Genomic DNA, 9,791 nt, shown 5'->3' with positions numbered 1-9,791 from the left:
GCCCGGTTACATTCCGAACCCGGAAGCTAAGCCTCACAGCGCCGATGGTACTGCAGGGGGGACCCTGTGGGAGAGTAGGACGCCGCCGAACAATTATTCAAGGCCGCGGCCCCAGCGACTCGCTGGGGCCGCGGCCTTTTTGTGTTTTGCGAACGTGAAGAAGGCCGGCAGATCCGGGACTTCCGCCCAGACGCGGAGGGTCCGGGCATGCCGGACAATGGAGAAGGTACGCGGGCCAGCAGGCCGGCGTCGAAACCGTGTGGCGGCAGCGGAGTTGCTCGCTCGGCCCGCGGTGGAGCTGAAGCAGCAGAAGGAGTCACCACGATGTCGAACCAGCCCCAGGACCGTCCCGAGCGCCGATCGGACGACGGCCGAGGCTACGAGCCCCGGTCCCGTGGCGGCTGGTCCAACGACCGTGGCGGTTACCGTCGCGATGACCGCCGTGACGACCGTCCGTCGGGCGGGTTCCGTCGTGACGACCGCCCGTCCGGTGGTTTCCGCCGCGATGATCGTGACGACCGTCCGCGCCGTGATGACCGTCCGTCGGGCGGGTACGGCCGCGACCGCGACGACCGCGGTGGCGACCGCGGGGGCTACCGCCGTGACGACCGCCAGGGCGGCGGCTACAACCGCGACCGGGGCGACCGTCCGTCGGGCGGGTACGGCCGCGACCGTGACGACCGTGGCGGCGACCGCGGCGGCTTCCGCCGTGACGACCGTCCGTCCGGTGGTTTCCGTCGGGACGACCGCCCGTCCGGCGGTGGCTTCCGCCGCGATGACCGTCCGGGTGGTTTCCGTCGCGATGACCGTGACGACCGTCCGCGTCGTGACGACCGCCAGGGCGGTGGCTTCAACCGCGACCGGGACGACCGCGGTGGCGACCGTGGCGGCTTCCGTCGTGACGACCGCCCGTCCGGTGGTTTCCGCCGTGACGACCGCCCCTCGGGTGGTTTCAACCGTGACCGCGACGACCGTGGCGGTTTCCGTCGCGACGACCGTCCGGCCGGCGGTGGCTTCCGCCGTGACGACCGTCCGGGTGGTTTCCGTCGCGATGATCGTGACGACCGTCCGCGTCGTGACGACCGTCCGTCGGGCGGGTACGGCCGTGACCGTGACGACCGTGGCGGCTTCCGTCGTGACGACCGCCAGGGCGGTGGCTTCAACCGCGACCGTGACGACCGTGGCGGTGACCGCGGCGGCTTCCGCCGTGACGACCGCCCGTCCGGTGGTTTCCGCCGCGACGACCGCCCCTCGGGTGGTTTCAACCGTGACCGCGACGACCGTGGCGGTTTCCGTCGCGACGACCGTCCGGCCGGCGGTGGCTTCCGTCGCGATGACCGTCCGGGTGGTTTCCGTCGCGATGACCGTGACGACCGTCCGCGTCGTGACGACCGTCCGTCGGGCGGGTACGGCCGTGACCGCGATGACCGTGGTGGCGACCGTGGTGGCTTCCGCCGTGACGACCGCCAGGGCGGTGGCTTCAACCGCGAGCGCGGCGAGCGCGGCGGTGACCGTGGCGGTTTCCGTCGCGATGACCGTGGTGGCGACCGTGGCGGCTTCCGCCGTGACGACCGCCAGGGCGGCGGCTACCGTCGGGACCGGGACGACCGCGGCGGTGACCGTCGGGACTACGACGACCGCCGGGGCAACTACGAGCCCGTCAAGCGTCTGCCGATCCCGGAGGACGTCACCGGCTTTGAGCTGGACGCGGATGTGCGTCAGGAGCTCAAGAGCCTGCCCAAGACCCTCGCGGACGACGTCGCCCGCAACCTGGTGATGGTGGCCCGCCTGCTCGACAGCGAGCCGGAGGAGGCCTACCAGTACTCGCGCGTCGCGCTCCGTCTGGCCTCCCGCGTGGCCGCCGTCCGTGAGGCCGCCGGTTTCGCCTCGTACATGACGCAGCGGTACTCCGAGGCGCTGACCGAGTTCCGTGCCGCCCGTCGGATGACCGGCCGTGCGGACCTGTGGCCGGTGATGGCCGACTGCGAGCGCGGTCTGGGCCGCCCGGAGCGGGCGCTGGCGATGGCCGGTGAGCCCGAGGTGAAGCAGCTGGACAAGGCCGGCCAGGTCGAGATGCGCCTGGTGGCGGCCGGTGCCCGCACTGACATGGAGCAGTTCGACGCCGCCGTGGTGACGCTGCAGAGCCCGGAGCTGGCCTCCAGCGCCGTGCACTCGTGGACCGCTCGCCTGCGGTACGCCTACGCCGAGGCCCTGATCGCGGCCGGCCGCGCCGACGAGGCCCGTGACTGGTTCGCCAAGGCCGCCGAGGCCGACACCGACGGCACCACCAACGCCTCGGAGCGGCTGGCCGAGATCGACGGCGTGGAGTTCACCGACACGCTCGACCCGGAGCTGGACGAGGACGAGGCCGAGTCGGTCGACGCCCCGACGAAGAAGCGCGGTGGCGGCGACAACGCCGACGACCGCGTGATCTTCGAGGACGAGGAGGACGTCGAGGAGTACTACGACGAGGACGACCTCGAGATCGACGACGACTTCGACGGCGTCGTCCCCGAGCGCGCCCAGGACGCCGAGGACCGCAAGGCCGAGGAGTCCAAGGTCGAGAAGACCGAGGTCGAGGAGACCGAGGCCGCCAAGGTCAAGGCCGACGCCGACGCCGACGCCGACGCCGACAAGAGCTGATCAGCTCCCCGGTCAACGCCGTGAGGCCCTGCCGTTCCCGGAACTTCGGGAACGGCAGGGCCTCACGGCGTTCGGGCCTGGTCGGGCCGACGGCGCGGTGTCAGCCCAGCGCGAGGTTGCGCAGCACCAGCCCGGTGGCCGGCTTCGGTCCGAAGGAGGTGGACTTGCGCGGCATGGTGACGCCCTGCTCGGCGAGCCGTCGCACCACGGACTCCCGGACCGGGTGCAGCAGGACGGCGGTGCCGCCGGTGCGGGCGGCCTCCTGTTCGGCGGCCACGGCGGTGTGCAGGTAGCCGATGTCGTCCGGGCCGTCGGGGACGTGCCAGGTGTGGTCGAGCAGGGTGGCGTGTAGGACGGTGGCGTCCAGGTGACGCCACTCCTCGGGTCTGCCGTGCGGCACGGTGGCGTCGAGCAGGGATTCCTCGGGCTCGCTGAGCAGCCAGTAGACGCCGTCGCCGCCGGTGACGACGAAGCCGTTGCCGCCGTGCCGCTTCTGCTCGGCGAGGGCCTGGAGCGCGGCGGACAGCGGTCCTGGGACCTCCTTGACCTTCCACTGGTCGCCGAGCCGCTCCAGCGCCTCGGCCACCGGCAGCCGGTACAGCACGCGGTGGATGGCGCGGACCCGCAGCGGGTAGCGGGCGGTGTCCACCAGGAGCACCATGCCGCGGTCCCAGGGGCTGCGCGGCAGGTGGCGGTGCTCGCGCTGGAGGCGCAGGTACATCTCCCAGCGGTGGTGGCCGTCGGCGATCAGCGCCCGGCAGGTGGCGAGGTCACGGCTGATCTCGGCGATCTCGGCCGGGTCGGTGACCGCCCACAGGCGGTGGTGGGTCCCGTCGCTGGTGGCGGTGGAGAGCAGCGGCTCGCGTTCGACCGTCCGCTCGATCACGCCGGAGGCGCCGCCGTTGCCCCGGTAGGTGAGCAGCAGTGGTTCCAGGTTGGCGCGGGTGGTGCGCATCAGGCCGACCCGGTCGGCGACCGGCCGCGGCATCACGTCCTCGTGCGGGAGCACCACGCCGCCTTCGCGGCCGCTCACGGCGAGGGCGCCGATCAGGCCGCGCTGGAGCAGTTCGGGGGAGTCGTCGGTGGCCGGCACCCGCTGCTCGTAGACGTAGAGCGCAGGCTCGGGGTCGGCGGCCAGGACGCCCTCGCGCTGCCAGGCGGTCAGCAGCCGGGCGGCGTGCCGGTAGCGGGTGTCGCGGTCGGGGCGGTCGCCGGCGTCCTCGGGCTCCGGCCTGGGCAGGATCAGCCGGACCACGTTGTGGGGGTCGGCGGTCTCCAGGTCGAGCCGGCGGCCCGGGTCCACGACGTCGTACGGCGGGGACGTCACCGCGGCCAGGGTGCCGACCCGGTCGGGGACGTAGCGCAGGCCGCGGAAGGGGGACAGGGACAGGCCGGCGGTGGCGACGTGCCCGGGATCGCCGGGGCCGCCCTCGGGAGTCTCGACTCCGTCTTCTGCACTGGGTGTGCTCATTCTGGGCATCGTAACCGGGTACGCGTTGTTGAGAGATCGGAATGCCCGCGCCGGGTTGTGGGGCGGGTGTGGGACCGAGGGCGAGGTACGGCATGGACGACGGGCAGGAACGGGTGGACGGCGGCGGCCCGGCCGAGTCGGGCGGGCCGGTGGGTGCCACCCGCGGGGACGCTCCGGCCGATGGCGTACCGGACCGCGTACCGGGCGACGGCGCATCGGTCGGTGGGGCTCCGGGTGACGGCGCTCCGGGCGACGGCGGGCCGGTCGGCGGGGTGCCGCCGCAGAGCCGCTCCGGCGAGCCCGCCGGGGACGTGTACGAGTGGTTCCGCCGAGGAGCCCGGCTGCTGGCCCAGGGACATCCGGCGGCCGCCGAGCAGTTGCTCGCCCGGGCGGTGGCGGCCGAGCCGCACTCGCGCAGCATCCGGGAGGCGCTGGCGCGGGCCCAGTTCGACGCGGGCTCGTACGCGGCGGCGCTGGAGAACTTCCGCGCTGTGGCGCTGGCGGACCCGGCGGACGACTACGCTCAGTTCGGGTGGGGAGTCGCGGCGGCCCGGCTGGGCGACTTCGAGACCTCCGCCGAGCACTTGGCGCTGGCCGTGGCGATGCGGCCGGAGTCCGACCACTACCGGCAGGCACTGCGGCAGACCCGGGCGACCCTGGCGGCCCGTGCGGGGGCCTACGGCCCGCTGCTGCCGGGAGCACCCGGGTACGTGGAGCCCCCGGCGGGGGCCGGGGACCCGGCCGGCGGAACGGCGGACGACACCGGTGCCGGCACCGGTACCGACGGCGGCGCCTGACCGGGCGGACGCCGTTGACGCACGACGCGGTGCGTCACGGACGAGGCGACCCGTGCGCGGCAACCCGGACGCCGGGACGTACGACGCAGTGGAAGCAGTGGACGCAGCAGCGGACGCAGCAGTGAACGACGACGCAGTGAATGAGGTAGCGCAGCCATGACCGAGACGGCCACCCCCGTGCGACGGACCGCCCCCGGCGGCAGCGAGCGGCCGCTGACCGACGCCTACGACACCGCGCTGCTGGACCTGGACGGCGTGGTCTACACGGGCGCGCACGCGATCGAGCACGCGGTGGAGGCACTGGACGCCGCCCGGACGGCCGGGATGCGGCTCGCGTACGTGACCAACAACGCCTCCCGCCCGCCGCGGGTGGTGGCCGAGCACCTGACCGAGCTCGGCATCCCGGCCGAGCCCTCCGACGTGATCAACTCGGCCCAGGCCGCCGCCCGGCTGATCGCCGAGAAGGTGCCGGCCGGCTCGAAGGTGCTGGTCGTGGGCGGTCTCGGGCTGGAGGAGGCGCTGGCCGAGCTGGGCCTGGTAGCGGTCCGCTCGCTGGCCGACGGGCCGCTCGCGGTGGTGCAGGGCTTCGACCCCTCGGTGGGGTGGACGGACCTCGCGGAGGCCTCGTACGCGGTGCAGAGCGGACTGCCCTGGGTGGCGTCCAACCTGGATCTGACGGTGCCGAGGGCCCGTGGCATCGCGCCCGGCAACGGCACCCTGGTGGCGGCGGTGCGGGCGGCGACCGGGGTGGAGCCGGAGGTGGCGGGCAAGCCGCTGCCGCCGATGCACCGGGAGACGGTGCTGCGCACCGGCGCGGAGCGGCCGCTGGTGGTCGGCGACCGGCTGGACACCGACATCGAGGGCGCGTTCAACGGCGGCGTGGACAGCCTGCTGGTGTTCACCGGCGTGACCGTCCCGGAGCTGCTGCTTTCGGCCCCGGTCGAGCACCGGCCGACGTACCTGGCAGAGGATCTGCGCGGACTGCTCGTCCCGCACCCGGAGGTGACGGCCGTGGCCGGCGGCTTCGCGTGCGGTGGCGTGGTCGCGGGCGTGGAGGCCGGCGTGCTGCGGCTGTCCGGCGCCGGGGACCGCTGGGACGGCCTGCGGGCGCTGTGCGCGGCGGCGTGGACGGTGCTGGACGCGGGCGGTGCGCCGGTGGACGGCCGTAAGGCGCTGGCCGATCTCGGGTTCTGAGGACGGTTCCGCGGTCGACGGGGGCCGCCCCCGGCTGAGCCCGACTCGGTGGCCCCTGGTCCGATGACCGGTCCGGCCCGGCGGCGCCCGGTCCGGGAACGGCAGCTTCGGTGGTGCCGGGTTCAGAGCAGGGTGCGCAGCCGCAGCAGGTCGCGGAAGCCCGCCTCGAGCCTGACCCGGCCGCTCGCCCACGCGGAGGCGAAGTTGAGCCGGCCGTCGACCATCGCGACCAGGTCGTCGCTGCTCATGGTGAGCCGGATCGCCGCCTTCTCGGCCGGGGGGCCGGGGGCGGCGACCATGTCCTGGATGCGGCCGTCGCGCAGCTGTCCGGTGAAGGTCAGGTCGAGGTCGGTGATCCGGCAGCTGAGCGAGCGGTCGAGGGCGGCGGCCTTGCGGACGTCGCCGGTGGACTTCGCCATGTTCCGGCTGAGCTGCTCCAGTGCCTCCCGGCACTCCTCGGCGTTCGCCACGGGGCGGCTCCCTCCCCCGGTCGCTACGGTGCTGACTGCGGGCCACGGTACCTCAGGAGGGTTTTGGCGGTAGCGTCGTCAGTGGGGTGCCCGCGACGGCGCCCGGGTACTGAGGGCGACGGAGCGACACGCGTAGGCGATTGGGAGGCACCCGGATGCTGCCGAGGACGGTTCGGGGAGTGGTGGAGACCGCCGCCGGGGTGGTCGAGGAGGTCGGCAAGATGGTCGTCGGGACGGCGACCTCGATCCTGGAGAAGGCCGGGGTCGATGTCGCCGGGGTCGAGCGCCGGCTGGGCGGTCAGTTCCCGCCGTCCGTGGAGACCTTGCAGACCCTGGCCGGGGAGGCGGTCACCGCCGGGCGCGCCGGGGTGGATCTGGCGGTCGGCGTGGCGCGCAACGAGGCGGAGAAGGTCTTCGAGAAGGTCGGCGACCAGGTGACCAAGGTCGGCGTGGTGCTGGCGTACCTGGAGACCAAGTTGCGCGAGGTCGAGGAGGAGGCCCCGGCGGCCGCGTCCGGGCCGGGGGCGTACGAGGCCGAGGAGCCGGTGCCGGCGCCGCGGGCAGGCGACCTGTTCGGGCGCGGTTGGGAGTTCGAGGAGGAGCGGTCGGCCGCCCGGACGGCGGATGAGCCGATAGTCGCCGAGCGGGTGGAGGTGGACGAGCCGGTCGAGGTCGAACCGCCGGTTCCGCCGGGGTCGATGGCCGCCCAGGCCCCGAAGGAGGAGGCCGCCGCTGCACCGGAGACCGCTGCCGCGGGGAGGAGCACCGCCGCGAAGGACACGGCTGCGAAGGACACGGCCGCGAAGGACACGGCCGCGAAGGGAACGGCGAAGAAGTCCGCGGCCAAGAAGAGCGCGGCCAAGAAGAGCGCGGCGAAGAAGACGGCGGCGGCCGAGAGGACGACGGCCAAGAAGGCTGCCGCGAAGAAGACGACCACCGTGAAGAAGACCGCCACCGCCAAGCAGGCCGAGGCCGAGCCGGGGACGCCCGCGAAGCGTGCGGCGACCAGGAAGACCACCGTCCGCAAGGCCACCAGCACGAAGAAGCCCGATGCCCACGACGAGTGAACCGCCCGCGGCCGCCCGCCCGCCCGAGCCTTCCCGCTCTCCCGAGCCCGTCCAGGACACCGAGCCCGTCCAGGACACCGCCCCCGTCCGGGACGCCGAGCCGCTGGGTGTCGGGCCGCTGGGCGTCGAGCTGGCGCCCACCGGTCACCCCGGCGTGGACGCGGGCCTGGCCCGGCTGGAGGCCTTGGACGGGGTCCCGGCCGAGGCACACGTCGCGGTGTACGAAGATGTTCACCAGCGGCTCGTCGACACACTGGCCGCGCTCGACCAGGAATGACCCGCAGGATCCGTAGGAGCTGAAACACCAGTGGCAGTGGCACGACGCCGACTCGACGCGGAACTGGTCCGCCGCAAGCTGGCCCGATCGCGTGAGCACGCGTCCGAGCTGATCGCCGCCGGGCGGGTGACCGTCGGCGGCACCACCGCGACCAAGCCGGCCACCCAGGTGGAGACCTCGGCGGCGGTCGTGGTGGCCAAGGACGACAACGACCCCGACTACGTCTCGCGCGGCGGCCACAAGCTCGCCGGCGCGTTCGCGGCCTTCGTGCCGCAGGGCCTGGTGGTCGAGGGCCGCCGGGCGCTGGACGCCGGCGCCTCCACCGGCGGGTTCACCGACGTGCTGCTGCGCGCCGGGGCCGCGCACGTGCTGGCGGTGGACGTCGGTTACGGGCAGCTCGCCTGGTCGCTGCAGAGCGACGAGCGGGTCACGGTGATGGACCGCACCAATGTGCGCGAGCTGACCCCGGACCTGATCGGCGGCACTCTGGTGGACCTGGTGGTGGGCGACCTGTCGTTCATCTCGCTGGGTCTGGTGCTCCCGGCGCTCGCCTCCTGCGCGGCCGAGGACGCGGACCTGGTGCTGATGGTCAAGCCCCAGTTCGAGATCGGCAAGGAGCGTCTGGGCAGCGGCGGGGTGGTGCGCAGCCCGCAGCTGCGCGCCGAGATGGTGCGCCAGGTCGCGGGGCAGGCGTGGGAGCTCGGGCTGGGCGTGCGCGCGGTCACCGCGAGCCCCCTGCCAGGGCCGTCCGGCAACGTCGAGTACTTCCTCTGGCTGCGCCGGGACGCTCCGCAGCTGGACCCCGCGGAGGCGGACCGGGCCGTGGCGGAGGGGCCCCGGTAGGGTGCCTTGCGAGCGTCCGGCGCGTCATGTCGTATGGCGCGGCCGCACCGGGGCCAAGGGCGACCCGGCAGGCGTTAGGGAGAGGGCAGCGGCATGAGCGATGAAGAACGTACGGTCTTCCTGATCGCGCACACCGGCCGGGAGGCGGCGCTGCGCAGCGTCGAGGGTCTGGTGCACGGGCTGCTGAAGGCGGGGCTCCGGATCAGACTGCTGGAGGCCGAGGCGGTGGACCTGGATCTGCCGGAGGGCGTCGAGAAGGTGTCCGAGGGCCCCGGGGCGGCGGACGGCTGCGAGCTGATCCTGGTGGCCGGCGGGGACGGGACGCTGCTGCGCGGGGCGGAGCTGGCGCGTTCGCACGGGCTGCCGATGCTCGGGATCAACCTGGGCCGGGTGGGCTTCCTCGCCGAGGCCGAGCGGGACGACCTGGCCGTGGTGGTCGAGCGGGTGGTGGACGCCGACTACGAGGTCGAGGAGCGGATGACGATCGACGTCATCGTCCGCACCAACGGCGATGTGGCGCACGAGGACTGGGCGCTGAACGAGGCCTCGATCGAAAAGGCGTCCCGGGAGCGGATGCTGGAGGTGGTGACCGAGGTGGACGGCCGTCCGGTCTCCAACTTCGGCTGTGACGGCGTGGTGTGCGCGACGCCGACCGGCTCCACCGCGTACGCGTTCTCCGGTGGCGGGCCGGTGGTGTGGCCGGAGGTGGAGGCGCTGCTGATGGTGCCGATCTCCGCGCACGCGCTGTTCGCCCGCCCGCTGGTGACCTCGCCGGAGTCGGTGCTGGCGGTGGAGGTGCAGCCCAAGACCCCGCACGGCGTGCTCTGGTGCGACGGGCGGCGTTCGGTCGAACTGCCCGCCGGGGCACGGGTGGAGGTCCGCCGGGGTCGGACGCCGGTGCGGCTGGCCAGACTGCACCGGGCGCCGTTCACCGACCGGCTGGTGGCCAAGTTCGCGCTGCCGGTGACGGGTTGGCGCGGCCGGGCGGACCACCACTAGCGCCGGTCGGCGGCCGTACGGTCGGCCGAC

9 protein-coding genes, 1 rRNA gene and 1 pseudogene are annotated in these 9,791 nt (G+C 73.8%); 9 read left to right on the top strand and 2 right to left on the bottom strand.

What is annotated here, in order from left to right; translation table 11 throughout:
• The 3 genes and pseudogenes from rrf to ACZ5OX_RS27830 form a co-directional block, all read left to right on the top strand.
• A 5S ribosomal RNA gene (gene rrf / locus ACZ5OX_RS27840) occupies positions 1 to 91 on the top strand; the annotation flags it as partial.
• 725 nt (positions 92 to 816) lie between these two features.
• Positions 817 to 1,155, top strand: a pseudogene (locus ACZ5OX_RS27835) (DEAD/DEAH box helicase); the annotation flags it as partial.
• 558 nt (positions 1,156 to 1,713) lie between these two features.
• Positions 1,714 to 2,643 (top strand): tetratricopeptide repeat protein, encoded by a 930-nt coding sequence (locus ACZ5OX_RS27830; RefSeq protein ID WP_465633850.1) that lies wholly within the window; start codon positions 1,714 to 1,716, stop codon positions 2,641 to 2,643.
• Between the two features lie 100 nt (positions 2,644 to 2,743).
• Here the strand turns inward: ACZ5OX_RS27830 and ACZ5OX_RS27825 are convergent, their stop codons facing one another.
• The gene (locus ACZ5OX_RS27825; protein ID WP_465633839.1) at positions 2,744 to 4,114 is read right to left on the bottom strand and encodes a DUF1015 family protein; all 1,371 of its coding nucleotides are present in this window, start codon (positions 4,112 to 4,114) and stop codon (positions 2,744 to 2,746) included.
• Between the two features lie 92 nt (positions 4,115 to 4,206).
• On the opposite strand from ACZ5OX_RS27825, the gene ACZ5OX_RS27820 reads away from it, so the two are divergent.
• Together ACZ5OX_RS27820 and ACZ5OX_RS27815 are read left to right on the top strand one after the other, a co-directional pair.
• On the top strand, positions 4,207 to 4,911 hold the full coding sequence (locus ACZ5OX_RS27820; protein WP_465633838.1) for a tetratricopeptide repeat protein: 705 nt from the start codon (positions 4,207 to 4,209) through the stop codon (positions 4,909 to 4,911).
• 156 nt (positions 4,912 to 5,067) lie between these two features.
• Positions 5,068 to 6,105 carry an HAD-IIA family hydrolase gene (locus tag ACZ5OX_RS27815; protein WP_465633837.1) on the top strand — a complete coding sequence of 346 codons (1,038 nt, stop codon included), beginning with the start codon at positions 5,068 to 5,070 and terminating at the stop codon, positions 6,103 to 6,105.
• 122 nt (positions 6,106 to 6,227) lie between these two features.
• Here ACZ5OX_RS27815 and ACZ5OX_RS27810 read toward each other — a convergent pair whose 3' ends face one another.
• On the bottom strand, positions 6,228 to 6,575 hold the full coding sequence (locus ACZ5OX_RS27810; protein ID WP_449789076.1) for an SCP2 sterol-binding domain-containing protein: 348 nt from the start codon (positions 6,573 to 6,575) through the stop codon (positions 6,228 to 6,230).
• Between the two features lie 179 nt (positions 6,576 to 6,754).
• On the opposite strand from ACZ5OX_RS27810, the gene ACZ5OX_RS27805 reads away from it, so the two are divergent.
• From ACZ5OX_RS27805 to ACZ5OX_RS27790, 4 genes are all read left to right on the top strand, one after another.
• Positions 6,755 to 7,642 carry a hypothetical protein gene (locus ACZ5OX_RS27805; RefSeq protein ID WP_465633835.1) on the top strand — a complete coding sequence of 296 codons (888 nt, stop codon included), beginning with the start codon at positions 6,755 to 6,757 and terminating at the stop codon, positions 7,640 to 7,642.
• Positions 7,626 to 7,919 carry a hypothetical protein gene (locus ACZ5OX_RS27800; RefSeq protein WP_465633834.1) on the top strand — a complete coding sequence of 98 codons (294 nt, stop codon included), beginning with the start codon at positions 7,626 to 7,628 and terminating at the stop codon, positions 7,917 to 7,919. Before ACZ5OX_RS27805 ends, ACZ5OX_RS27800 begins: the two co-directional genes overlap by 17 nt.
• 36 nt (positions 7,920 to 7,955) lie before the next feature.
• On the top strand, positions 7,956 to 8,762 hold the full coding sequence (locus ACZ5OX_RS27795; RefSeq protein ID WP_392922917.1) for a TlyA family RNA methyltransferase: 807 nt from the start codon (positions 7,956 to 7,958) through the stop codon (positions 8,760 to 8,762).
• 93 nt (positions 8,763 to 8,855) lie between these two features.
• Positions 8,856 to 9,761 carry an NAD kinase gene (locus ACZ5OX_RS27790; protein WP_465633833.1) on the top strand — a complete coding sequence of 302 codons (906 nt, stop codon included), beginning with the start codon at positions 8,856 to 8,858 and terminating at the stop codon, positions 9,759 to 9,761.
• The last annotated feature ends 30 nt before the right edge of the window (positions 9,762 to 9,791 follow it).

The organism is Kitasatospora sp. NPDC032121 (genome assembly GCF_055580145.1).
This window is presented reverse-complemented; position numbering and strand designations above follow the sequence as displayed.

Coding starts and splice junctions, on each gene's coding strand:
- ACZ5OX_RS27825 (WP_465633839.1), bottom strand. CDS start 4,114: ATGAGCACACCCAGTGCAGAAGACGGAGTCGAGACTCCCGAGGGCGGC.
- ACZ5OX_RS27820 (WP_465633838.1), top strand. CDS start 4,207: ATGGACGACGGGCAGGAACGGGTGGACGGCGGCGGCCCGGCCGAGTCG.
- ACZ5OX_RS27815 (WP_465633837.1), top strand. CDS start 5,068: ATGACCGAGACGGCCACCCCCGTGCGACGGACCGCCCCCGGCGGCAGC.
- ACZ5OX_RS27800 (WP_465633834.1), top strand. CDS start 7,626: ATGCCCACGACGAGTGAACCGCCCGCGGCCGCCCGCCCGCCCGAGCCT.
- ACZ5OX_RS27790 (WP_465633833.1), top strand. CDS start 8,856: ATGAGCGATGAAGAACGTACGGTCTTCCTGATCGCGCACACCGGCCGG.